The sequence below is a fragment of the Streptomyces sp. NPDC046870 genome (assembly GCF_040704595.1).
GTDB classification, from domain to species: Bacteria; Actinomycetota; Actinomycetes; order Streptomycetales; family Streptomycetaceae; genus Streptomyces; species Streptomyces argyrophylli.
Genome location: NZ_JBEYXM010000002.1, coordinates 138,457 through 161,798, shown reverse-complemented (window position 1 = coordinate 161,798; position 23,342 = coordinate 138,457). Strand labels below are relative to the sequence as shown.

The 23,342-nt window shown below is 74.0% G+C and carries 13 protein-coding genes; 7 read left to right on the top strand and 6 right to left on the bottom strand.

Annotated features, from left to right (window positions below):
• The first annotated feature begins 7 nt into the window (after positions 1–7).
• The 4 genes from AB0946_RS05170 (at position 8) to fxsT (ending at position 8,277) form a co-directional block, all read left to right on the top strand.
• Positions 8–3,502: an SAV_2336 N-terminal domain-related protein gene (locus AB0946_RS05170; protein WP_366759253.1), complete on the top strand. Its 3,495-nt coding sequence runs from the start codon at positions 8–10 to the stop codon at positions 3,500–3,502.
• Positions 3,503–3,593: 91 nt separating this feature from the next.
• The gene (locus AB0946_RS05165) at positions 3,594–3,872 is read left to right on the top strand and encodes a hypothetical protein (protein WP_366759252.1); all 279 of its coding nucleotides are present in this window, start codon (positions 3,594–3,596) and stop codon (positions 3,870–3,872) included.
• Positions 3,869–5,191: an HEXXH motif-containing putative peptide modification protein gene (locus tag AB0946_RS05160; RefSeq protein ID WP_366759251.1), complete on the top strand. Its 1,323-nt coding sequence runs from the start codon at positions 3,869–3,871 to the stop codon at positions 5,189–5,191. Before AB0946_RS05165 ends, AB0946_RS05160 begins: the two co-directional genes overlap by 4 nt.
• 83 nt (positions 5,192–5,274) lie before the next feature.
• Complete coding sequence (gene fxsT / locus AB0946_RS05155) at positions 5,275–8,277, top strand: FxSxx-COOH system tetratricopeptide repeat protein (protein WP_366759250.1); 3,003 nt, start codon at positions 5,275–5,277, stop codon at positions 8,275–8,277.
• Between the two features lie 87 nt (positions 8,278–8,364).
• On the opposite strand, the gene AB0946_RS05150 is transcribed toward fxsT, so the two are convergent.
• The 4 genes from AB0946_RS05150 to AB0946_RS05135 form a co-directional block, all read right to left on the bottom strand.
• A complete protein-coding gene (locus tag AB0946_RS05150) occupies positions 8,365–12,177 on the bottom strand; it encodes a multifunctional oxoglutarate decarboxylase/oxoglutarate dehydrogenase thiamine pyrophosphate-binding subunit/dihydrolipoyllysine-residue succinyltransferase subunit (RefSeq protein WP_366759249.1) in 3,813 nt (1,270 codons plus the stop codon).
• Between the two features lie 299 nt (positions 12,178–12,476).
• Positions 12,477–13,601: an ATP-binding protein gene (locus AB0946_RS05145; RefSeq protein WP_366759248.1), complete on the bottom strand. Its 1,125-nt coding sequence runs from the start codon at positions 13,599–13,601 to the stop codon at positions 12,477–12,479.
• Positions 13,598–14,338 carry a response regulator transcription factor gene (locus AB0946_RS05140; RefSeq protein WP_366759247.1) on the bottom strand — a complete coding sequence of 247 codons (741 nt, stop codon included), beginning with the start codon at positions 14,336–14,338 and terminating at the stop codon, positions 13,598–13,600. Before AB0946_RS05140 ends, AB0946_RS05145 begins: the two co-directional genes overlap by 4 nt.
• A gap of 112 nt (positions 14,339–14,450) precedes the next feature.
• Positions 14,451–15,128, bottom strand: coding sequence for a spermidine synthase (locus AB0946_RS05135; protein ID WP_366759246.1), 678 nt, complete (start codon positions 15,126–15,128; stop codon positions 14,451–14,453).
• A gap of 194 nt (positions 15,129–15,322) precedes the next feature.
• On the opposite strand from AB0946_RS05135, the gene AB0946_RS05130 reads away from it, so the two are divergent.
• Positions 15,323–16,243 (top strand): rhomboid-like protein, encoded by a 921-nt coding sequence (locus AB0946_RS05130; RefSeq protein ID WP_366759245.1) that lies wholly within the window; start codon positions 15,323–15,325, stop codon positions 16,241–16,243.
• Positions 16,244–16,270: 27 nt separating this feature from the next.
• Entirely contained in the window at positions 16,271–18,691 is a 2,421-nt protein-coding gene (lon, locus tag AB0946_RS05125; protein WP_366759244.1) for an endopeptidase La, read from the top strand.
• Between the two features lie 73 nt (positions 18,692–18,764).
• On the opposite strand, the gene AB0946_RS05120 is transcribed toward lon, so the two are convergent.
• A complete protein-coding gene (locus AB0946_RS05120; RefSeq protein WP_366759243.1) occupies positions 18,765–21,125 on the bottom strand; it encodes a SpoIIE family protein phosphatase in 2,361 nt (786 codons plus the stop codon).
• Positions 21,126–21,257: 132 nt separating this feature from the next.
• Positions 21,258–22,100, bottom strand: coding sequence for a lysozyme (locus tag AB0946_RS05115; protein WP_366759242.1), 843 nt, complete (start codon positions 22,098–22,100; stop codon positions 21,258–21,260).
• A 263-nt stretch (positions 22,101–22,363) separates the two neighbouring features.
• On the opposite strand from AB0946_RS05115, the gene AB0946_RS05110 reads away from it, so the two are divergent.
• The gene (locus tag AB0946_RS05110; RefSeq protein ID WP_366759241.1) at positions 22,364–22,855 is read left to right on the top strand and encodes a MarR family transcriptional regulator; all 492 of its coding nucleotides are present in this window, start codon (positions 22,364–22,366) and stop codon (positions 22,853–22,855) included.
• Positions 22,856–23,342: the final 487 nt, after the last annotated feature.

Genomic DNA, 23,342 nt, shown 5'->3' with positions numbered 1-23,342 from the left:
GAGGCGGATGCCGGGGATGCGCCTGGACGAGCTGATCGGCAAGCTGCGCCAGGGCGGGCTCCAGCCCACCGCCGAGGACGTGGCCGACGCGCTCTGGCTGGCCCGGCGGCTGGGCACGTCCGTGCCCGGCGACCCCGACGGCGGGCCGGGCTCCGACCCCGGAGGACCGCCCGGCCCTTCCGGTTCCGCCGGTTCCCCGGGCGACGGCGGCGCGTCCGGTCCGGGGGCGCGGGACGAACCGCCGGACGGGTCCGGACCGGACGGCCCCGGCGGCCCGCAGGCGCTGCGCGTCAACGCGCCAGCCGTCCCCCTGCACACCCCGGGCCCCGCCCCCTACGCCCGGACCGACGGCGACCCCGCGGCCTTCCCGGTCCGCGCCCCCGCCGCCGGCGCCCTGCCCGGACTGCTCGGTCTGCAGAAGGCACTGCGTGCCCTCGGCCGCTACCGCACCGCCTCCGCCCGCGGCCGGGACGAGCGGATCGACGAGGCGGCCACCGCCGACCGCGCCGCCGCCAGCGGCATCCTGCTCCCCGTCACCCGGCCCGGCCGCCACCGGCGCTGCGACGTCCAGCTGCTCATGGACACCGGGCCCGCCATGGCCGTCTGGGGCGAGATGGTCGAGGAACTCCGCCAGGCCTGCCAGCAGTCCGGCGCGTTCGCCTCCGTCCGCGTCCACCAGCTGTACGCCGACGACACCGGCACCCCCCTCGTCGGTACGACCGCCGGTCCCGGCCGGCGCACCCGGCTGCGGCCCGCCGACGAACTGCACGACCCCAGCGGGCGCCGGCTCACCTTCGTCATCAGCGACTGCGTGGGCCCCCTGTGGCAGAACGGCACCGCGCAGCGCCTGCTGCACGGCTGGCCGCGCACCGCCCCGCTGGCCGTGGTCCAGCCGCTGCCGCCCCGGCTGTGGGGCCGTACCGCGCTGCCCGCCGAGCCGGGGCTGCTGGTCCGCACCGGCGAGTCCGGCGGGCGCCTGGACTTCCTGCCCGAGGACGAGCCGTGGGAGGAGGCGGAGGAACGGCCGCCGGGCGCGCGGCCCGTACCGGTGCTCCAGCCCACCCCGGAGGCGTTCGCGGCCTTCGCCCGGCTGCTCGCCGGCACCGGTCCGACCCGCGAGCACGCCTGGGCCGCCTTCGCCCACCCCGCCACCGCACCGGGGGCCGTCGCCGCCGAGGCTCCGGCGCGCACCGACGAGGAACTGCTGCGGTCCTTCCGCGCCGGAGCCTCACCCGGCGCCCTCCGGCTCGCCGTCTACCTCGCCGCCGCGCCCCTCACCCTGCCCGTGATGCGGCTGGTCCAGCGGGCCATGCTGCCCGACACCGGCCCCATGGAACTGGCCGAGGTGCTGCTCGGCGGACTGCTGCGGCAACTGCCCGGCACCGAGGAACAGCCGTGCTTCGCGTACTCGCCGCGCATGCAGGACCTGCTGCTGTCCTCCCTCGACCAGGACACCGCCGGACTCGTCCTCAAGCACTGCTCGGCCTACGTGGAACGGCACTTCGGCAAGGGCACCCGCAACTTCTCCGCCCTGGCCGCCGCCCGGCTCGCCGACCACGACCCGGACGCCGGTACGGGGCGCCCCGCCGAGGACGGCGGCGCGCGGGACGCCGGCGGCAGCGTGGAGGCCGAGCTGTTCGCCCGCATCCCCGCGCGCGTGCTGCGCTTCTACCTGCCCGACCTGGTCACCCCCGATCCGTTGACCGAGGCCGAGCGGCTGCTCGGCCGGTGGCGGCAGCTGGCCGACCCGGAGATGCTGCGCCGGGCCCGGGAACAGGCCCGCGTCGCCACGGCGGGCACCGGCGCCGACGGCCCCGGTCCCGTGGCCCGGGCGCGCCTGGTCCTCGGCCGCGTGCTGCGCGCCGAGGCCGGTACGGCGGGTGCGCGGGCGCAGGGGCGGCGCGCCGGGCTGCTGCGGGAGGCGGCGGCCGAACTCGCCGGGGCGTACGGGGCGGCCCCCGCCGACAGCCGGGAACGGGCGGAGGCGGCCCTGGAACTGGCGTCGTGCCGCCGTGAGCTGTGGGAGCTGACGGCGGAACAGGACCACCTGACGGAAGCGCTCGGCGCCCTGGACGGCGAGGTCCCGCCCTGGCCGCGGATCACCGCCGTCGCCCGCGCCTGGCGTCCCGGCCCCGGAGGCACCGAGGGCACGAGTCCGGGCGACGGCGGGCGCGCCGACAGGGCGTCCGGCGGCAGCGGGCCCGGTCACGCCGGGGGCGGCGACGGCGGCTTCGGTGACCGGGAGGCCGGCCGCGCCGGGGGCGGCGACGGCGGCTTCGGTGACCGGGAGGCCGGCCGCGCCGGCCCCGGTGACGCCGGGGGCACGCACGGCCGTACCGGTGACGGCGGTCGCGGACCCGGCCGCGGCGGCACGGACACCGCCGTACCCGCCGCCGATCCGGAGCCGTCCCCCGGGAGCCGGGACGGCGTGCCCTGGGAGGTGACCGCCCACCGGGCGCGGCTGTCGCTGCGCGGGCGGGTCCTGCTCGACCTGCGGCGTCCCGCTGACGCCGAGCCCGTCCTGCGGGAGGCCTGCGCCGTGCTGGCGCGGGAGCGGGTGCCCGACTCCGTGCGGGGGCCCGCGCTGCTAGACCTCGCGCGGGCACTGCACCGGGACGACGTCGAGCCCGCCGAGCTGCGGCGGGCGCTCGGCGAGGCGCTGGAGGCCGCCGGGGACGACCCGGACCTGTTGCTGCCGTGCCTGGAAGCGCTGGCCGCGTTCCACGACGCGGCCGGGGAGACCGGGCAGGCCGACGCGGCGTACGAGCGGGCCGCGCTGCTCGCCCCCGCCGACGGCCCGCTGCGCGTCCGGCTCCTGACCGCCTGGGGCGAGTCGCTGCTGCGGCGGGCCTCCGCCGGTGACGGGGCCGGTGTGGTGGACCGCGCCGAGTACGTGCTGCGCGAGGCGCTGAAGTCGCTGCCCGCCCGGTCCGCGCACCGCGGCCGGCTCCAGGGCCTGGTCGGCAGCGCCCTGGCCCAGCGCTTCCGCCACGTCGGCTTCCTGCCCGACCTGTTCGAGAGCCGGCACCTGCTCGGCCAGGCGGTGCGCGCGGCGACCGACGCGGCCGTACGGGCCGAGGTCTGGCTCCAGCTGGGCCGGGTGCGGCTGGAGGGCTGGTACCACGCGGGCGCGCCGGTGCTGATGGAGGCGTTGCAGGCGTACGAGAACGCCGAACGGGAGGCGGAGGCGGCCCACGGCGGCGACCCCGGTTCGGTGACGGCCGCACGCGCCCGGCACGGCTGCGGGGCGGTGCTGGCGCTGATGGGACGGCCCGGCGCGGCCCGTGACGCCTTCCGGGCCGCCCTGGACCAGTGGCAGCGGCTCGTCGGGGCGCTGCGCGAGGTCGACTGGGCCGATGTCGAGCTGACCCGGCGGGCGGAGCGGCGACCGCCGTCCGCGGACGCCCGGTCGCTGCCCGAGCGGGACTGGCGGGAAACGGCCCCGCCGTGGTGGCCGTGGTCCCAGGACTGGACCGACGCACGCGAACGTGACCGGAGTTGAGCCGTCCAGGGTTTCTGGTTCCGGCCTGTCGGGAAGAAGTGGGCAGCCACTGCGGCTGTGCGGGCGGCCGTAGGGCAGGGAGGAGCCGAGGGTGGGGGAGCTTAGGACACGGGGGGCCGGCCTCGGCGAGGACGCCGAAGAGGCCGTGTTCCCGCCCGACCTCACCGACGTCGACCTGCGGACACTGCGTGCCATGGACGATCCGGCGGTGCTCGCGGCGGTCGCCGGGGTGCTCGCCGACCCGGACGGGCTGCGCCGGGTCTGGTACACCACCGGCGGGGACGACGAGATCACGCCGGGCCGGCCCGGGCGCGCGTTTTCGGCCGGTCCCGCGCGGCAGCCCTTACGCGGCGAGGACACCGTGGCATGACCCGGGGAGCCGTGGGACCCGAGGGGGACATACGCCCGGCCGGTCCCGCCGCGGGGCCGGTCCCGCCCGAGACCCTCGCCGCCCTGGCCCGCACCCGGCCGCTGCCCGCCGTCACCACGGCCCTGCGCGCCGCCCTGCACGCCCGGCGGATGCTGCTGCTGAAGTCCCTCCTGGTCCGCTTCGACCGCGTGCGCGGCACCCTGCCCGCGGCGGCACGGCGGCGCTTCGAGGACGACTGGGCGCTGCTGGAGCGGGCCGAGCGGTCCGACTCCCGGGCCGTCCGCGCCGTCCTCGACTATCCGACGACCGGTGCCTGGCTGGCCACCGCGCTCGCCGCGCCTGACGGCCCGGAGTTCGCCGAGGGGCTCGCCGGACTGGGCGCCGTCGCCGTAGCCGCCGCCCTGCGCGCCGGCTGCCGTTTCACCACCACCCGCGTGCTGCCCGCCGGCATCCTGCCGCTGCCCGGTGCCGGGCTGCTGCGCTGCGCCCGCGGCCGGGCCCGGCTCAGCGGCCGGTCCGGAACCCTCCGCGTCACCGACGGCGCGGGCCAGACGCTGCTGCTGTCCGGGCCCGCCCCGGCCGGACCCGGCACCCGGTGGACCGCCGACGGTGCCCTGGCCTGGTCGGCGCTGCACACCCTGCCCGGCGGCACCGCCGTGCTCGACGACGTGGACCCCCACCGGGTGCCCCCGGGCGGGATCGGTCCGGCGGCACTGCCCGCGGCCGAGCGGCCGTACTCCGACCCGGCCGCGTGGGCCGCCCGCTGGCGCGACGCGCACGCCCTGCTGACCGCGACGCACCCCGCCCGCGCCGCCGAGACCCTGGCGCTGGTGCGGGCCGTCGTCCCGCTGGCGCCGTCGGCGGGCGGCGGACCGCCGCTGAGCGCCACCGTGCGGACCGCGCCCGGCGCCGTCCTCGCCCAGCTGCCGGCCGACCGGCGCGAGCTGGCCGAGCTGCTGGTGCACGAGACGCACCACACCAAACTGGCGGTGCTGGACGAACTGGTCCCGCTGTGGCGGCCCGGCGGCAGCCTGCACCGGGTGGGCTGGCGGCGCGACCCGCGCCCGGTGCCGGGGGTCCTCCAGGGCGCGTACGCGCACCTCGCGCTGCTGGACCTGTGGGGGAAGGCGCGCACCGGACCCGCCTGGGTGTGGCGGCGGCGCGCCGACGAGCGGTTCGAGGCGTGCCGGGAGCAGGTCGCCGAGGCCTTGTCCGTGCTGGCGGAGTCCGATGAACTGACCTCCTGCGGAAGGGAGTTCGTCCGGCACATGGGCAGCCACCACGCGCGCCTCGCGGGCAGTGCCCACGCGCCGGGCTGACGCTCCGTGGACGACCTCTTGCGTTACGTTATGCGTGCGGCCGCCCAGGAGACCGGCGGCGGCGGTGGAAGCAGGGAGCGGCGATGGCGGAACAGCGGCGGCCGGGCGCGAACGGCGCGGCGGCACCCGAGCACGTGCTCGTGGTCTTCCCGGGGTACTACCGTTCGTGGGCGGCGTGGATCGCGCAGTGCCTGGAGCGGCACGGACACCGGGCCACCCTGCAGCGCTGGGACCCGCCGCGCGAGGTCGCGCTGGAGGACTCGCTCGGCGATCTGCTGCTGGCCAGCGGAAAGGTGCTGCTGGTCCTCAACGACTGGTTCTTCGAACTGGGCCCCCGTCCGCCGGGCGAGTGGAACGACGCGCTGCGCGGCTTCGTCGCCGCCCACGCCGACCGGTTCGCGGCCGTCAACCTCACCAACCGGCCGCTGCTGCCCGCCACCGCCGTCCTGGAACCGGCCAGCCTGTGGGCGCTCAGCGAGGAGGCCGCCGAGGACCGCCTGCTGCGCCGCCTCGGCCTGGAACCGCTCACCCGCCCCCGCGCGCTCGCCGGCCGGATCCGCTACCCGGACGAGCGCTGCGAGATCTGGGGCGAGGTGCCGCGCCGCAACCCGCGCTTCACCGGCCGCGACGACCTGCTGGGCGAACTCCACCAGCGGCTCGCCGACGCCGAGCGCGGCGCCGCCGCCTGCACGCTCGTCGGCATGTCCGGCATCGGCAAGACCCAGCTGGCCGCCGAGTACGCCCACCGCTTCAGCACCGACTACGACCTGGTGTGGTGGGTCAACAGCGACGACCGCACCATCCAGCGCGACCGCCTCGGCGAACTCGCCGTCGAACTCGGCCTGCGCATCGGCAGCGAGCCCGGCGAACGCATCCGCGCGGTCCGCAACGCGCTCAGACGCGGGGAGCCGTACGGGAACTGGCTGGTGGTCTTCGACGGCTGGGACGACATCGACGGTGTGACCTCGCTGCTCCCGCAGGGCACCGGGCACGTGCTGATCACCTCCCGCAACCGGGGCTGGAACGAGCACACCGACGTTCTGGAGATCCCCGCGTTCCTGCGCCCCGAGTCCACCGCCTACCTGATGCGCCGCGCCCCGCACATCACCGCCCGCGAGGCCGACGAGGTGGCCGCCGAGTTCGGGGACGTGCCGCTGCCGCTGGTGCAGGCCGCGTCCTGGCTCGGCGAGTCCGGCATGGAGGCCGCCGAGTATCTGCGGATGGTGCGCGAACGGCGGCTGTCCACCGTCGACGAGCCCGTCACCGGCGAGGGCTTCCCGCAGTCCTCCCTCACCTCCTGGGCGATACTGCTCAACCGGCTGCGCCGCTCCCAGCCGCAGGCCATCGAGGTGCTCGGCCTGTGCACCTCCTTCGCCCCCGGACGCATCCCGCTCGGCCTCATCCGCGCCTACCCGCGCGCCGAGCTGCCCGAGGAACTGCGCTGGATGTCCACCGACCTGCCCGCCTGGACCCGGGCCCTGGACACCCTCGTCAACTACTCGGTGCTCACCCGCGAGACCCGCGGCCCGCTGGCCGCCGAGATGGGCCCGCACCAGGAGTCGGTGCACATGCACCGCCTCGTCCACGACATCGTCTCCAAGCTGACCAGCGACGGCAGCCGCGAACTGCACCGGCGGGCGGTGCGCACCCTGCTGGCCGAGGCCGACCCCGGCAACCCGGCCGACAGCCGCAACTGGCCGCGCTACGCCGAACTGCTGCCCCACCTCGAACCCTCCGGCGCCCTGGAGAGCGGACAGCCGCGCGTGCAGGAGCTGGTCCTGAACTGCCTGCGGTACTGCACCCGCAGCGGCGAGTACAGCGGCGGCCTGGAACTGGCGCAGCAGGTCCGCGAGCACTGGTCGCGGTTCATGGACCCGATCGACCAGCCCATGCTCGACCTGGCCACCCAAGAGGGCAACATGCTCCGCAACAGCGGCCGGTTCCGCGAGCTGTACGAGCTGCACCGGGGCGTGCTGAAACAGCTCCAGGCCGCCCCCCGGCGCAACGAGATCGGCGAACTCGTCAGCAAGAGCGCCATCGCCTCCGGCCTGCGCTCCCTGGGCCGCTACCAGGAGGCGTACGACCTCCAGCGCGAGGTCCTCGAGGGCAACGAGCGGCTCCTCGGCCCGGACGAGCCGCCCACCCTGGTCGCCCGGCACAACCTCGGCGTCACCCTGCGCATGCTGGGCCGGTACGCCGAGGCACTGGACCTCGACCTGGAGACCCTGGCCCGGCGCGAGAGCGTCCTGCGCGCCCGGCACATCAACACCCTGCACTCCGGCAACGCGGTCACCCACAGCCTCCGCCTGCTCGGCCGCTACCGCGAGGCGCTGGCCCGTCAGGAACCCGTCGTACGGCTCCATGTGCAGGTGCTCGGCCCGCAGCATCCGCAGACCCTCGAAGCCCGCTCCCAGCTGGCCATGTGCCGGCGCCGGGAGGGCGGGCACGCGCCGGACGTCGGCCCCGGGATGGCCAGCCTGCTGGACCAGCTGATCCAGCTGCACGGCCGCGGGCACTACCGCACACTGGCGTTCCTCACCAACTACGGCAACTTCCTGCGGGAGCACGGCGACCTCAGCCAGGCCCGCGACCTCATCGACGAGGCGGAGGCCGGCTACCGGTCGCTGCTCGGCCCCGCGCACCCCGTGGCCACCGGCATGCTGTCCAACACCGGGCTGGTGATGCAGGCCGCCGGCGAGCGGGGCGAGGCCCTGTCCATGTTCGAGTCCGCCCTCGCCGGCCTCGGCGCCACGCTCGGCCCGGACCACCCCTGGGTGCTGGGCTGCGCCCTGAACGCGGCCGGCGCGCGCAACTTCAACGGCCGCATCGAGGACGCCGTGGAACTGAGCCGCGACACCCTGCGCCGGGCACGCCACACGCTGGACCACGACCACCCGCTGACCCTGTCCTGCCAAGTGGCCCTGGCCGCGGACCTGCGGGCGGCACACGAGCAGGAGGAGGCCGGAAAGCTGGAGGAGGACGCCCTGCTGTCCCTCACCCGCACCCTGGGCGCCCAGCACCCCCACACGATCTCGGCCCGCCAACGGACCAGACCCTACTGGGACTTCGAGGCGTACCTGGGCTGAAAGCGCCCCCCGCCGGGCAGGCGAAGAGCCCGGTGCCGAGTCGGAACTCGGCACCGGGCTCTCGGCTTCGGCCGACCGCCGGAGGCACTACGCCTCGAAGACCTCCCGCACCAGCTGCTCCTGCTCCGCCTGGTGCCGCTTCGCGGAGCCGACCGCCGGGGACGAGGAGTGCGGACGCGAGATGCGCCGCAGGCGCTCGCCGTGCGGGACGTCCGCGCCGACCGCCAGGTCCAGGTGGTCGATCAGGTTGAGCGCGATGAACGGCCACGCACCCTGGTTCGCCGGCTCCTCCTGCGCCCACAGGTACTTCTCGGCGTTCGGGTACTTGTTGACCTCCGCCTGGATCTCCGCACCCGGCAGCGGGTAGAGCCGCTCGATGCGGATGATCGCGGTGTCCGTCACGCCCCGCTTCTGCCGCTCGGCCTCGAGGTCGTAGTACAGCTTGCCGGCCACGAACACGACCTTGCGGACCGCGGCCGGGTCCGCCGCCGTGTCCCCGATGACGGGACGGAACTGACCCGACGTGAACTCCTCCGTCTTCGACGCGGCGGCCTTCAGGCGCAGCATCGACTTCGGGGTGAACACCACCAGCGGCTTGTGGTGCGGGTTGTGCACCTGCCACCGCAGGAGGTGGAAGTAGTTCGACGGCAGGGTCGGCATGGCGACCGTCATGTTGTTCTGCGCGCAGAGCTGGAGGAACCGCTCGACCCGGGCCGAGGAGTGGTCCGGGCCCTGGCCCTCGTAGCCGTGCGGCAGGAGCAGGGTGACGCCGGACGTCTGGCCCCACTTCTGCTCCGCTGCCGAGATGTACTCGTCGACCACCGTCTGGGCGCCGTTGACGAAGTCACCGAACTGCGCCTCCCACATCACGAGCGCGTCGGGGCGGGCCAGCGAGTAGCCGTACTCGAAGCCCATGACCGCGTACTCGGACAGCAGGGAGTTGTAGACGTTGTAGCGCGCCTGGTCCTCGGCGAGGTACTGCAGCGGGGTGTACTCCTCGCCCGTCTCGCGGTCGATGAGGACCGCGTGGCGCTGGCCGAAGGTGCCGCGCTGGGAGTCCTGGCCGGACAGCCGGACCGGGGTGCCCTCCAGCAGCAGGGAGCCGACCGCGAGGGTCTCGCCCATGCCCCAGTCGATGGTGCCGTCCTCGACCATCGCCGCGCGGCGCTGCAGCTGGGGCAGCAGACGCGGGTGGACGTGGAAGGAGTCCGGGATGTTGACCTGGGACTCGGCGATGCGCTTGACGACCTCCGAGGAGATCGCGGTGTTCACCGCCACCGGGAAGTCCGCCTGCGGGTCCGGAGCAGGGCCGGTGGCCTGCTGGGTCGTGACGGCCTCGCGGACCTCCGTGAAGACCTTCTCCAGCTGACCCTGGTAGTCCTGGAGGGCCTGCTCGGCCTCTTCCAGGGTGATGTCGCCGCGACCGATCAGGGACTCGGTGTACAGCTTGCGCACCGAGCGCTTCTTGTCGATCAGGTCGTACATCAGCGGCTGGGTGAAGGCCGGGTTGTCCGACTCGTTGTGACCGCGGCGGCGGTAGCAGATGAGGTCGATCACCACGTCCTTGTTGAACGCCTGGCGGAACTCGAAGGCCAGACGCGCGACGCGGACCACGGCCTCCGGGTCGTCGCCGTTCACGTGGAAGATCGGGGCCTCGATCATGCGGGCCACGTCCGTCGCGTACATGGAGGAACGCGAGGACTCGGGGGCCGCGGTGAAGCCGACCTGGTTGTTGATGACGATGTGGACCGTGCCGCCGGTGCGGTAACCGCGCAGCTGCGACATGTTCAGGGTCTCGGCCACCACGCCCTGGCCCGCGAAGGCCGCGTCGCCGTGCAGCGCGACGGGCAGCACGGTGAAGTCCGTCCCGCCCTTGTTGATGATGTCCTGCTTGGCGCGGGCGATGCCCTCGATGACCGGGTCGACCGTCTCCAGGTGGGACGGGTTGGCGGCCAGCGAGACCTTGATCTGCTCGCCGTCCAGGCCGGTGAAGGTGCCCTCGGCGCCCAGGTGGTACTTGACGTCGCCGGAGCCGTGCATCGACTTCGGGTCGAGGTTGCCCTCGAACTCGCGGAAGATCTGCGCGTAGGACTTGCCGACGATGTTGGCGAGGACGTTCAGGCGGCCGCGGTGCGCCATGCCGATGACGACCTCGTCCAGGCGGGACTCGGCGGCGGAGTCGATCACCGCGTCGAGCAGCGGGATGACGGACTCGCCGCCCTCCAGCGAGAAGCGCTTCTGGCCGACGTACTTCGTCTGCAGGAACGTCTCGAAGGCCTCCGCGGCGTTCAGCCGGCGCAGGATCCGCAGCTGCTCCTCACGCTCCATCTTGGCGTGGGGGCGCTCGACGCGGTCCTGGATCCACTTGCGCTGCTTGGGGTCCTGGATGTGCATGAACTCGATGCCGGTGGTGCGGCAGTACGAGTCGCGCAGCACACCGAGGATGTCACGCAGCTTCATCATCGACTTGCCGGCGAAGCCGCCGACCGCGAAGTCGCGCTCCAGGTCCCACAGGGTGAGGCCGTGCTCGGTGATGTCCAGGTCGGGGTGCTTGCGCTGCTTGTACTCCAGCGGGTCGGTGTCGGCCATGACGTGGCCGCGGACCCGGTAGGAGTGGATCAGCTCGAAGACGCGGGCGGCCTTGGTGACGTCGTCGTCGTGGCTGGCGTCGATGTCCTTGAGCCAGCGGACCGGCTCGTAGGGGATGCGCAGCGCCTCGAAGATGCCGTCGTAGAAGCCGTTCTCGCCGAGCAGCAGGTTGGCCACCTGGCGGAGGAACTCGCCGGAGGCGGCGCCCTGGATGACCCGGTGGTCGTAGGTCGACGTGAGCGTCATGACCTTCGAGATGCCGAGCTTGTTCAGGGTGTCCTGGCTGGTGCCCTGGAACTCCGCCGGGTAGTCCATGGAGCCGACGCCCATGATCACGGACTGGCCGGGCATCAGGCGCGGCACGGAGTGGACGGTGCCGAGGCCGCCGGGGTTGGTCAGGGAGACCGTGACACCGGTGAAGTCGTCCATCGTCAGCTTGCCGTCGCGGGCACGGCGGACGATGTCCTCGTAGGCCTGCCAGAACTCGAAGAAGTTCAGCGTCTCGGCCTTCTTGATGGCGGCCACGACGAGCTGGCGGTCACCGTTCGGCTTGACCAGGTCGATGGCCAGGCCGAGGTTGACGTGCGGCGGCTTGACGAGGGTCGGCTTGCCGTCCTTCTCGCCGAACGACCAGTTCATCGACGGCATGGCCTTGATGGCCTGCACCATCGCGAAGCCGATCAGGTGCGTGAAGGAGATCTTCCCGCCCCGGGCGCGCTTGAGGTGGTTGTTGATGACGATGCGGTTGTCGAACAGCAGCTTCACCGGGACGGCGCGGACCGAGGTGGCGGTCGGCAGCTCCAGGGAGGCGTTCATGTTCTTGGCGACGGCGGCGGCCGGGCCGCGCAGCGTGATCAGCTCCGGACCCTCGGGGGCCTCGGCGGGCTTCGCCTTGGGCTGAGCGGGCGCCTGTGCGGGCTGCGCCGGCTTGGCCGGGGCGGGGGCCTTCGCCGCGGGGGCCGGGGCCGCAGCCGGGGCCTGGGCGGGAGCGGCGGCGGGCTTCGGAGCCGCGGGGGCGGCCGGGGCGGCGGCCTGGGGGGCCGGGGCCGCGGGCCGGGCCTGCGGGGCCGTGGTGGGGGTCTCTGCGGCCCCCGTGGCCGCAGTACCCGCCGGAGCCGGGGTGGCAGGTGCACCCGGCTTGTAATCGGCGAAGAAGTCCCACCAGGCACGGTCTACCGAATTCGGGTCCTGGAGGTACTGCTGATAGATCTCGTCGACGAGCCACTCGTTCGCACCGAACGCTGCTGCGGGGTTCTTCCCGGCTTGGTCGTCGGTGGAGATGCTCGAGTTACTGGGGGACTGTGGCGACACGGCGGCAACCGCCCTCTTCCGCTTCACAAGGTGATGGACAGCGGGAATAAAGGCTACGCCTCCCTGGCCGGGAAGGTCAGGTCGAGCAAGGTCATCGTCGCGTAAGTCACATCAAGAATCTTGTTTCAGGGCTTGAAATGGCGGGAAACAAGCGTGGTTCCGCATGCGGGAGGGTGCGCGGGCACGGACCCTGCGCGTCTTCGTTCGACGGGTGCCCGGGCCTGCCCTGATCACACGTGTCCGGCCGCGCCGACCGGCGGCGGACGAGGTGGATCTTGAGGTTCCGCTCGGACTTTACGTCAACTTGGAACGGAAGTCAGTCCCGGAAGAGTGACGATGATCCGGCAGCCCCGCTCGGATTCGGCCACACCGATCCGGCCGCCGTGCAGGTCCACCGCCCACCGGGCGATCGCCAGGCCCAGCCCCGTACCGCCGTCGCTGCCCGGACCGTGCGGCCGGGTCACCGCGCCGCGGTTGAACCGCTCGAACACCCGGTGCCACTCCGACCGGGGGATGCCGGGGCCCTCGTCCAGGACCTCCAGCTCCAGCGACTCCGGCTGCGCCCCGCGCCGCGCCCGCACCGTCACCCGGCCGTGCGGCGGGCTGTGCTTGACCGCGTTGTCGATCAGGTTCGCGACGACCTGGTGGATGCGCTCGGGGTCCGCGTGCGCGGTCAGCTCCGGCGGGGAGACGTCGAGGTGCAGGTGGACGTCCGTGCGCGTGTGGCTGCCGGAGCCGGTGGCCATGCCCGCGCGCGCCGAGGCGACCATGTTGGCCTCCTTCAGCACGCCGGACAGGTACGGCCACACCTCGAACCGCCGCAGCTTCAGCGGTACGACACCGTTGTCGAGCCGGGACAGGTCCAGCAGGGTCTCCACCAGCCGGCCGAGCCGCTCGGTCTGCTTCAGGGCCGTCCGCATCGTCTCCGGATCGGCCTGCGTGACCCCGTCGACGATGTTCTCCAGCACCGCACGCAGCCCGGCGATCGGGGTGCGCAGCTCGTGCGAGACGTTCGCGACGAGCTCCTTGCGCTGGTTGTCCTGGGCTTCCAGCTCGTCGGCCATGACGTTGATCGTCTGGGCCAGGTCGCCCAGCTCGTCCCGGCGGTTCTCGCGCACCCGGCGGGTGTAGTCGCCCTGGGAGATGGAGCGCGCCACCGCGTTCATCTCGTCCAGCGGCATGGTGAGCGAGTGCGCCACGAACTGGGTGATCAGCAGGGTGGCGATCATCGAGAAGACCGTGATGAAGCGCAGCTCCGTCTTGGTGTGCACCGCCACGATCGACAGACCCGTGGTGATCAGCACCGAGATGACGACCAGCACACCCAGCTTGGTCTTGATCGAGAACGGGCGCACGCCGCCCCAGGGATCCTCGCCGAGGGTCCCGGGGCTCCTCCGTGCGGTCTGGCGCCCGCCGCCGCTCATGAGGTCGGCGTCTCCAGCGCGTAGCCCACGCCGTGCACCGTGCGGATCCGCTCCGCGCCGATCTTCCGCCGCAGCGCCTTGATGTGGCTGTCGACCGTGCGCGTGCCGGAGGCGTCCGCCCAGTCCCACACCTCGGCCAGCAGCTGCTCCCGGGAGAGCACCGCGCGCGGGGTGTTCGCCAGGCACACCAGCAGGTCGAACTCGGTGGGCGTCAGGTGGACGTCCTCGGACTTCACCCGCACCCGGCGCTGCGCGTGGTCGATCTCCAGCTCGCCGAGCCGCAGGATGCCGGAGCGCGGGGTGGTGGCGGCCAGCGCGGCCCGCTCCACCCGGCGCAGCAGCACGTGCACGCGTGCGGCCAGCTCCCGCATCGAGAACGGCTTGGTCATGTAGTCGTCGGCGCCCACGCCGAGCCCGACCAGCATGTCCGTCTCGTCGTCCCGCGCGGTCAGCATCAGCACCGGCACCGGCCGCTGCGCCTGCACCCGCCGGCACACTTCGAGCCCGTCGAAGCCCGGCAGCATGATGTCGAGGATCAGCAGATCGGGCTGCCATGCCTCGGCGGTGTCGACCGCGGCCGGACCGTCGGCCGCCGTTTGCACGAGAAATCCCTCGGCGCGGAGCCGGGCCGCGATGGCGTCGACGATCGTGGGGTCGTCCTCGACGACCAGCACCCGGCGCTGTGCGCCCGGGGTGGTCGTCGCCGCGCCGCTCTGGGAGGTATGTGTCTGCTCCATCGCCCGCCCCTGTTGTTGCTTTCCGGAATCAGTGGGGTGATCCCATGTCTGCGTTTGACGCTTGAATGATCGGCGTCAGGGCAGCACATTACGGTGACCGACCGTGCTGTCGCTATCCAGGTCGGACGGCGAGGTGGACGGCGTCCGGAACGCCCCGGGCAACCGGCACCTCTTCGGTACGCACCTGCTGGAACCCGGCATTCCGCAAGCTTCCTTCAAATTCCGGAGAGGGCTCGGCCGACCACACCGCGAGCACCCCGCCGGGTTTCAACACCCGTGCGCAGGCGGCGAGTCCGGCCGGCGAGTAGAGGCTGTCGTTGTCCTCGGTGACGGTCCATCCGGGCCCGTTGTCGATGTCGAGGCACAGCGCGTCGAACGTGTCGGATGTCTCATTGACGTACCGCACGAGATCCGCTTCCACGATCGCGGTGCGCGGATCGGCGAGCGCGCCGGCGGACACCTCGGCCAGCGGTCCGTCCCGGTGCCAGCCGATGACGGCGGGTTCCCGCTCCACCACGGTGATCCGCCCCCACCGCGGGTCGGCGGCGGCATGGGCGAGCGAGAACCCCACGCCCAGCCCGCCGATCAGCACCTCGGGCGCCGGCCGCCCGTCCAGCGCGGCACGGGCCGCGTCGACCAGCAGCCGCTCCGAGCGGCCGTCCGAGGTGTCCATCAGGAAGCAGCCGTTGGCGATGATCTGCAGCAGCGCACCGTGTCTGCGCAGCACCACCTCGCCGTACGGGCCGTCGCGCCGGTCCAGGACCACGGGAGTGTCGTACACGGCAGTCATGACCCCATCCTGCTGGAACGGGGCCCGGTGTTCACGGGAATTGCGCAGGACACCCACGGACGGGTGGTCCGTGCCGGGGCCGCGAGCGCCCGGCGGGTGAGAGGTCGCCGTGAATCCGCTCCGGTGTGGCGTCGGTCATGGACAGCGCCGCGGCGAGCACGAAGGGTGGGGCGCGACGGAAGGAGCGCCTCACCGTGGAACGGAGCACGACGGGCCCCACGCCGGACGCGTACCCGCCCGCGCCGGGCACGCCCCTTCCGGACGGCGCGGCGGCCGTCCCGGCCCCGGTCCTCGCGGGCCTGCTGGACGGCATGCCCCGCCAGCGCGCCGCCACCGCGGCGCTGCCCGCCCCGCGGACCCACCGGCCCCCGCCCCGCCCCTGGCACCTGCTGCCGACCCCCGCCGGCACCCCGTTCACCCTCGGCTACGCGGCCCTCCTGGCCGTCACCTCCCTGATCGCGGCCCACGCCGACCCCGGCCTGGTGCACACGCTCCACCAGGGCTCCAGCACCGACGTGGCCCACCTGGTGCGCACCCCCGTGCTCGTGCTGCTGGCCAGCGCGCTGTGGATCGCGGGCGGCGTCCTCACGCCGTACACGGTTGCGTTCCTGCTCGTGCTCACGGCGCTGGAGCGGCGGATAGGGGGAGCGCGGGCCGCCTGCGTCTTCCTGGCCGGCCATGTCCTGGCCACCCTCGCCACGGAGGTCCCGGTGGGCCTCGCCGTCCTGCTGGGCCACCTGCCCGACACCTCGCTGCACCGCCTCGACTACGGCATCAGCTTCGGCGTGGCCGCGAGCACCGGCGCCCTGACGGGCCTCCTGCGCCCCTGGCTGCGCTGGCCGTTGCTGACCCTGGCGGCCGGCGGGCTGCTCAGCGACCTGCTGGCCTACGCGGACCCGCTGACGAACTGGGGCCACGTCATCGCCCTGACGACGGGTGTGGCGACCTGGCCGCTGGTCCGGCGGTGGCAGCGGTCGGCCCCAGGCGGCCGCGTCCCCCCAACGGCCTGCGGCCGCTTGCGTTTCCGCAGCTCAAGCCCGTCGGCCCAGGTGATCGCTCAGAGCGAACAGAGCCCCGGGAACAATAGACCCCGCCAGAACATTGAGTCGGCATAGCTCAAGTTGACTGCCGAAGGGGAGATCATGGCTGCTGAGTCACCGGCGTTCACGCTGAACCTGCCCGTGCTGCCGCTCGACGACGAGGTCGTGCTGCCCGGCATGGTGGTCCCGCTGGACCTGAGCGACGCCGAGGTGCGGGCCGCGGTGGAGGCCGCCCAGGCCGCCGCCCGCTCCGAACCCGGAAAGCCCAAGGTGCTGCTGGTGCCGCGCATCGACGGCACGTACGCCAAGACCGGCGTCCTCGGCACGGTGGAACAGGTCGGCCGGCTCGCCGACGGTGACCCGGGGGCCCTGATCCGCGGTCGCAGCCGCGTCCGCATCGGCGCCGGCACCACCGGACCGGGCGCCGCGCTCTGGGTCGAGGGCGCCCGTGTCGAGGAGACCGTTCCCGAGCCGCTGCCGGGCCAGGTCGCGGAACTGGTCAAGGAGTACAAGGCGCTCGCCACCACCTGGCTGAAGAAGCGCGGCGCCTGGCAGGTCGTGGACCGCGTCCAGGCCATCGACGACGTGTCGGCGCTGGCCGACAACTCCGGCTACTCGCCGTTCCTGACGACCGAGCAGAAGGTCGAACTGCTGGAGACCGCCGACCCGGTGGCCCGGCTCAAGCTCGCCACCCAGCAGCTGCGCGACCACCTCGCGGAGCAGGACGTGGCCGAGACCATCGCCAAGGACGTCCAGGAGGGCGTCGACAAGCAGCAGCGCGAGTTCCTGCTGCGCCGTCAGCTGGAGGCCGTCCGCAAGGAACTGCGCGAGCTCAACGGCGAGAAGGAGGGCGAGGAGTCCGACGACTACCGCGCCCGCGTCGAGGCCGCCGACCTGCCGGAGAAGGTCCGCGAGGCCGCCCTCAAGGAGGTCGACAAGCTGGAGCGCGCCTCCGACCAGTCGCCCGAGGGCTCCTGGATCCGCACCTGGCTGGACACCGTCCTGGAGATGCCCTGGAACGAGCGGACCGAGGACGCGTACGACATCCAGGGCGCGAAGGCCGTGCTGGACGCCGAGCACGCGGGCCTGGACGACGTGAAGGAACGCATCACCGAGTACCTGGCCGTGCGCAAGCGGCGCGGCGAACGGGGCCTGGGCGTCATCGGCGGCCGGCGCGGCGGTGCCGTGCTCGCGCTCGTCGGCCCGCCCGGTGTCGGCAAGACCTCGCTGGGCGAGTCCGTCGCGCACGCCATGGGCCGCACGTTCGTCCGCGTCGCCCTCGGCGGCGTCCGGGACGAGGCCGAGATCCGCGGTCACCGCCGCACGTACGTCGGCGCGCTGCCCGGCCGGATCGTGCGCGCGATCAAGGAAGCCGGTTCCATGAACCCGGTGGTCCTGCTGGACGAGATCGACAAGGTGGGCTCCGACTTCCGGGGCGACCCGGCCGCCGCCCTCCTCGAAGTGCTCGACCCGGCGCAGAACCACACCTTCCGGGACCACTACCTGGAGGTCGAGCTGGACCTGTCCGACGTGGTCTTCCTCGCCACCGCCAACGTCCTGGAGGCCATCCCGGAGGCGCTCGCCGACCGTATGGAGATCGTCCGCCTGGACGGCTACACCGAGGACGAGAAGGTCGTCATCGCCCGGGACCACCTGCTCCCGCGCCAGCTGGAGCGGGCCGGCCTGGACAAGGCCGAGGTCACGCTGGACGAGAGCGCGCTGCGCAAGCTCGCCGGCGAGTACACGCGCGAAGCGGGCGTGCGGACCCTGGAGCGGTCCATCGCACGGCTGCTGCGGAAGATCGCGGCCCAGCACGAACTGGGCCAGCGCGAGCTGCCGTTCACCGTCACCGACGGAGATCTGCGCGGGCTGATCGGCCGTCCGCACCACGTTCCCGAGTCCGCCCAGGACCCGGCCGAGCGCCGTACGGCCGTCCCCGGCGTGGCGACCGGCCTCGCGGTCACCGGCGCCGGCGGCGACGTGCTCTTCGTGGAGGCGTCGCTGGCCGACCCGGAGACGGGCGGGGCGGGGCTGACCCTGACCGGCCAGCTGGGCGACGTGATGAAGGAGTCGGCGCAGATCGCGCTGAGCTTCCTGCGCAGCCACGGCGCCGAGCTGGAGCTGCCGGTGGCCGACCTGAAGGACCGGGGCGTGCACATCCACTTCCCGGCGGGCGCGGTGCCCAAGGACGGCCCGAGCGCGGGCATCACGATGACGACGGCCCTCGCCTCGCTGCTCTCCGGCCGCCTGGTCCGCACGGACGTCGCCATGACCGGCGAGGTCTCGCTGACCGGCCGGGTGCTGCCCATCGGCGGCGTGAAGCAGAAGCTGCTCGCCGCCCAGCGCGCCGGGGTGACCACCGTCATCATCCCCAAGCGCAACGAGCCCGACCTGGACGACGTCCCGGCCGAGGTGCTGGACAAGCTCGACGTCCACGCCGTGACCGACGTCCGCCAGGTGCTGGAACTGGCGCTCGCGCCCGCCACGAGCGACGCGGCGCCGGAGGTTCCGGTGGCGGCGTGACGGACGCCACCGGATGAGGGAAGGCCCGGGTCCCGTGAGGGAGGCCCGGGCCTTCGCCCTGTGCGCGTGCCGGTCACGGCGCGCTCAGCGACTGCTCCGCCCAGACCGTCTTGCCGATCCGGTCGTGCCGGGTGCCCCAGCGCTCGGCGAGCTGGGCGACCATCAGCAGTCCCCGGCCGCCCTCGTCGAAGATCCGGGCCCGGCGCATGTGCGGGGTGGTGTCGCTGGCGTCGTAGACCTCGCTGATCAGCGTCCTGCCCTGGCGGATCAGCCGCAGCCGGATGGGCGGCCCGCCGTAGCGGATGGCGTTGGTGACCAGCTCGCTGACCATCAGCTCCGTGGTGAACGCGGCCTCGTCCAGGCCCCACGCGGACAGCTGGTCGGTGGCGTACCGGCGGGCCAGGGAGACGACGCTGGGCTCGTCCGACAGCTCCCAGGAGGCGACCAGGTCCTCGTGCAGGGCCCGGGTGCGCGCCACCAGCAGGGCGATGTCGTCGTCGGGGCGGTGGCTGAGCAGGTCGGTGAGGATCCGGTCGCACACCGACTCCAGCGAGGGCGCGGGCCGGCCCAGCGCGACGGACATCTTGTCCAGGGCCTCGTCGATGTCGTGGTCGCGGGCCTCCAGCAGTCCGTCGGTGTAGAGCGCGAGCAGGCTGCCCTCGGGCAGTTCCGTCTCCAGCGCCTCGAAGGGCAGCCCGCCGAGCCCGAGCGGCGGCCCCGCGGGCACGTCGAGGAAGCGGACGGTGCCGTCCGGGGTGACCACGGCGGGCGGCGGGTGCCCGGCGCGGGCCACGGAACAGCGGCGGGCGACGGGATCGTAGACGGCGTACAGACACGTGGTGCCGATGCCGCCGGCGGCGTCGGCGCCCGGGTCCGCGCTGCCCTCCTCGGCGGCCAGCCGCAGCACCAGGTCGTCCAGGTGGGTGAGCAGCTCGTCGGCGGGCAGATCGACGTCGGCCAGGGTGCGCACCGCCGTGCGCAGCCGGCCCATGGTGGCGGAGGCCCGCATGCCGTGCCCCACCACGTCCCCCACGACGAGCGCCACCCGCGCCCCGGACAGCGGGATCACGTCGAACCAGTCGCCGCCCACGCCGGCCCGGGTCGCGGCCGGCAGATAGCGGGTGGCGATCTCCAGGGCCTCCTGGTCGGGCACCGTGTGCGGGAACAGGCCGGGTCGCGGGGCCTCGCCGGTGGTGCCGGGCCGGGGGCCGCCGCGGGCCTGCTCCATGCCGGCGGCCGCCTTGGCGGTGAACTCCTCCGCGAGCCGCAGGTCCTCCGGTCCGAAGGGGCCCCGCCCGCCGTGCCGGCCGAACAGCGCCACGCCGAGCGTGCTGCCCTCGACGAGCAGCGGGACCGCCAGCAGGGAGCGCGTCCCGGACGCGCGCAGCCACGAGGCGCCCGGGTCCAGCGCCGCCCACTCGGCCACGGCCGGGTCCGCCAGGTCGTACAGCACCGGGCGGGCCGCCGTCAGACACCGGGCGGGCGGCGAGTCCGCCGGACAGACGATCACCTCGCCGGCACCGGCACCGGGGCCGGTGCGGACGCCGCCGCCGGGCCCGCCGCCGTCCGGGACCGCGCGCAGGGCGGCGCGGCGCAGGACCACCCGCTCCGGCGCCCGGCCGGCGGCCTCGGCGGCGGTCCACGGGGAGTCCAGCAGGTCCACCGCCATGAGGTCGGCCAGCCGGGGGACCGTGACCTCGCCCAGTTCCCGCGCGGCGCGGGTCTGGTCCGCCGCCGTGCCGACGGGCGCGCCGGACCCGCCCGCGGTCTCCCGGGCCGGCTCCGGCACGGACAGGCAGACGGCCCGTACCCGGCCGCCGGCGTCCTTCAGCGGGGTGAGGACGATGACCCGGCCGAGCTCCGGGCCGAGCCGGCCGCGCGTCTCCTGCGCCTTGCCGCGCTCCAGCACCCGCCGCATCGCCCGGTCGGCCTCCTCGCTCACGGCGCCCGGCACGATGTGGGTGAGGCGCAGTCCGCGGACCGCCGCCTCGGGCAGCGCGAGGGCGTGTTCCATCCGGCGGTTGGCGCGCACCAGGCGCAGGTCGGCGTCGAAGATGGCCAGCGGAAAGGGGGACTGCAGGAACGTCCACTCCTCCAGCGGCTCGCCGCGCGGCGGCTGCGTCCGGGCCGTCACCGCGCTCACCACGAGCCAGTCGGCGGCGCCGGTGCGCGAGGTCCGGCGGTGGGCGAGCACACCCAGTTCCAGGAGCCCGCCGTCCCGGTGGCGCAGCGGGACGGTGCCGTTCCAGCGGGTACGGCCGGCCAGTGCCCGCCGCACCGCCGTGCCGTCGGCGGCGAGCAGCGCGGTGGCGGGCCGGCCGAGCACCGCCGGGGAGTCGTAGCCGAGCAGCCGTCGCGCGCCCTCGCTCCAGCCGGTGAGGATGCCCCGCTCATCGATGGTGGCCGTGGCCGTGTACGTCGACTGTCGCTCCATCGCCGCTCATCTCGCCCTTGCTCGGCAGGCTCTCCTGTCCAGCTTGATCCCGGGCGGCGCGGAGCACCAACGCGGACACGGCGACCCCCGCCGTCCGGCGGGGGCCACCGCGGAGCCATCGGCCTCCGGCGGTCAGCCGAGGGCCAGGGCCTGCACCCGGTCCAGGGCGCCGTTGAACTTGTCGTGGTCGCCGACCGTGGGGCCGGAGGAGGTGTACTGCCACATCGTGTAGTACGACCATCCCGCCGGCAGCGTCCCCGGGTCGGAGGCGTAGCGGGCGATCCACAGCGGGTTGTTCACGGCGAAGCCGCCGTAGTTGCCGGTGCACTGGGTCCACCAGCTGGTGGCGGTGTAGATGACCGGGTAGCGGCTGGTGCGCGCCTTGTACGTGTTGATGAAGTCGGCGATCCAGCTCACCATCTGGCTCGCGGTCTTGCCGTAGCAGGCCGCGCCGTACGGGTTCCACTCGATGTCGAGCGCGCCGGGCAGCGTCTTGCCGTCCCGGGACCAGCCGCCGCCGTGGTCCACGAAGTAGTTGGCCTGGGTGGCGCCGCTGGTGGTGTCCGGGGTGGCGAAGTGGTACGAGCCGCGGATCATGCCGACGTCGTAGGAGCCGTTGTACTGCTGGGCGAAGTACGGGTTCGTGTAGTACGTGCCTTCCGTGGCCTTCGTGTACGCCCACCGGACCCCGCTGTTCCACAGGGTCGACCAGGCGACGTTGCCCTGGTAGCCGGAGACGTCCACGCCCTCGGTCTGGGTGACGTCACCGGTGCTGGGCGTGCCGTCCTGGCCGTCGTGGGCGAGGACGCCCATGCCCATGTGGGCGGAGCCGCGGCTGGGTGTGCTCGCGGCCTGGGCGGAGGTGAGCGGAAGCGTGAGGGAGAGCGCCGCGAGCAGGGCCGTGAGGAGGACGGCGAGGGGGGAGACGGGGCGGGTGGAGACGGAGCGGGTGGAGCCGGGTCTGAGCACGGGCATGACGTGCCTCCGGGGAGTGGAGTGGGGGAGTGACGCGGGGGTGACGCGGGAGAAGCGAGGTGGGGACCGCGACACCGACCGTCGGCCCACTGGCGTGGGCATGCCATTAACGACGTGCTAAGAAGCTACGCACGTAGATACGGCGTGGGAAGGGGGTCCGGACGACGCCGTTGGTCTACGCCTGCGAAATACTGGCAGAGCTGCGGCAATGACGACTTTTGACGGAAACTTTCAGGATCGCGAAACCGAGCAGGGGTGCTGACGTGCACGAGGACGGAAGCGGCGGCGCGCACGGCGCCGTCGGGCAGATGACGCCCAGTGGTGCAGACCAGGAATTCCTGGCGCTGGAGCGCGAGTTGACCGTGCTGCTCCGGCGCGCCCGGGCCAACCAGGGCGAGATGGCCCGGGAGGTCCACCCCGACCTGGAGTCCTCCGCGTACGGCCTGCTCATCCGGCTGGACGAGCTGGGCGGCCAGCGGGCCACGGAACTCGCCGGCTACATCGGGGTCGGCAAGGCCACCATGTCCCGCCAGCTGCGCGCCCTGGAGGACCTCGGCCTGATCGCGCGCGAACCCGACCCGGCCGACGGCCGCGCCTGGCTCGTCACCCTCACCGACGAGGGCCGCCGCCGCGTCGGCACGGTCCGCGAGGCCCGCCGCGCCCGCTACGTCCGCCAACTCGCCCACTGGGACCGCCACGAGGTCGCCGAACTGGCCCGGCTGCTGCACGAGCTGAACGGCGTGATGGCGAAATAACGGCACCGCGGGACCCGGCTCCGCGGAAGGGATCGGCTCGGGCGCGTGGCCCGGGTGCGGCGAAGGGCCCGGCTCGGGCGAGGCCCGGCGTGGTGAGGGGTCCTGCTGGGGCCTGTGGGCCTGGTGCGGCGAGCCGGGCTGGCTCGGGCGTTTGGGCCAGATGCGACGGGGCGGCTTGGCTCGGGCTTGCAGGCCTGATGTGACCGGACGGCTTAGCTCGGGCTCGTGGGCCCGATGTGACCGGTTCGGCTCGGCTCGGGCGTCCCGCGGCGCCCCGCCCACGGCGCGCCCGCCCCGCCCACGGCGCGCCCGCCCCGCCCACGGCGCGCTCGCCCCGCCCACGGCGCGCTCGCCCCGCCCACGGCGCGCTCGCCCCGCCCACGGCGCGCTCGCCCCGCCCACGGCGCGCCCGCCCCGCCCACGGCGCGCCCGCCCCGCCCACGGCGCGCCCGCCCCGCCCACGGCGCGCCCGCCCCGCCCACGGCGC

Excerpts from the sequence above, each read along its gene's own strand:
- lon (WP_366759244.1), top strand. The coding sequence starts at position 16,271 with ATGGCTGCTGAGTCACCGGCGTTCACGCTGAACCTGCCCGTGCTGCCG.
- AB0946_RS05140 (WP_366759247.1), bottom strand. The coding sequence starts at position 14,338 with ATGGAGCAGACACATACCTCCCAGAGCGGCGCGGCGACGACCACCCCG.
- AB0946_RS05170 (WP_366759253.1), top strand. The coding sequence starts at position 8 with ATGCCGGGGATGCGCCTGGACGAGCTGATCGGCAAGCTGCGCCAGGGC.
- AB0946_RS05135 (WP_366759246.1), bottom strand. The coding sequence starts at position 15,128 with ATGACTGCCGTGTACGACACTCCCGTGGTCCTGGACCGGCGCGACGGC.
- AB0946_RS05120 (WP_366759243.1), bottom strand. The coding sequence starts at position 21,125 with ATGGAGCGACAGTCGACGTACACGGCCACGGCCACCATCGATGAGCGG.
- AB0946_RS05145 (WP_366759248.1), bottom strand. The coding sequence starts at position 13,601 with ATGAGCGGCGGCGGGCGCCAGACCGCACGGAGGAGCCCCGGGACCCTC.
- AB0946_RS05115 (WP_366759242.1), bottom strand. The coding sequence starts at position 22,100 with ATGCCCGTGCTCAGACCCGGCTCCACCCGCTCCGTCTCCACCCGCCCC.
- AB0946_RS05160 (WP_366759251.1), top strand. The coding sequence starts at position 3,869 with ATGACCCGGGGAGCCGTGGGACCCGAGGGGGACATACGCCCGGCCGGT.
- fxsT (WP_366759250.1), top strand. The coding sequence starts at position 5,275 with ATGGCGGAACAGCGGCGGCCGGGCGCGAACGGCGCGGCGGCACCCGAG.